The organism is Starkeya nomas (assembly GCF_902703545.1).
GTDB classification, from domain to species: domain Bacteria; phylum Pseudomonadota; class Alphaproteobacteria; order Rhizobiales; family Xanthobacteraceae; genus Ancylobacter; species Ancylobacter moscoviensis.
The window spans coordinates 1-766 of the sequence record NZ_CACSAS010000002.1; the positions used below are offsets into that span (position 1 = coordinate 1).

Below are 766 nucleotides of genomic sequence, written 5' to 3' on the forward strand. Positions count from 1 at the left end.
TAGGGAATACGCACCTCCGCGAGCTGCGGATCGATGGCCAGCGTCAGGCCGGCCGAGCGCGCGACATCCGAAAGGATGTCGGCAAGCGACATGTCGTCGAAATGCTGGGTGCCGCCCGCCTTCACCTCGCCGGCATAGGTGACGGCGCGCGCCGTCATCACCATCTTTTCGGTCCCGCCGTCCCAGCCCGTGCCCCAGCGCTCGACCTTGAAGGCCCCGAGCGGGAGGACCTGTGTTTCGAGATAGCCCGCGTAGGGATGGAGCAGGTCGCCCTCGCGGGGCAGCGGCAGCTGCCGATGGTCGTCATTGACGAACACCTGCAGCTCGTCGTTCTGCAGGCCGACTTCGTCGTTGAGCGAGGCGCCGAGGAAGTAGCTCGCCATCGAGCCCATCAGGTTCTCGCCGCCCTTGTAGAGCTGGAAGATAGGGGTGAGCATCAGCTGCCCCAGATCCGCGGCACGGCCCGGCCGGCCGGCGTCGAGGCCGCGCGCGGCGGCAGCTTGATCAGCGTGCCAACGGCAAAGTGCGGCCCCTTGCGGGCGAGCCCCGGATTGAGATCGAGAATGGCCTCGACCGTTCCGCCCTTCTCAGTGCCGAGCTCGGCGCGCGCAATGCGGTCCAGGCGCTCGCCGTCGCGTTTCACGCGATAGATGCGGTCCACCGTCATGCCGCCCTCAACTCCACTTCAAACGCGATTTTCTGGCCGTTGTACTCGCTCAGATCGGAGACGCGCTCGACCACGAAGGAGCCGAGCACGTCGGCCGCA

The 766-nt window shown here is 67.0% G+C and carries 2 protein-coding genes; both read right to left on the reverse strand.

The genetic code is table 11. The features are described 5' to 3' along the window. A partial coding sequence (locus tag STARVERO_RS21590) for a hypothetical protein (protein ID WP_159602003.1) occupies positions 1-437 on the reverse strand: 437 nt, incomplete at its 3' end. Next, entirely contained in the window at positions 437-667 is a 231-nt protein-coding gene (locus STARVERO_RS21595; protein WP_159602005.1) for a tail protein X, read from the reverse strand. The genes STARVERO_RS21590 and STARVERO_RS21595, both read right to left, overlap by 1 nt. Positions 668-766 lie beyond the last annotated feature (99 nt).

What these genes read in the sequence shown, in the direction of transcription:
- STARVERO_RS21595 (WP_159602005.1), bottom strand. Translation starts at nt 667, where the DNA reads ATGACGGTGGACCGCATCTATCGCGTGAAACGCGACGGCGAGCGCCTG.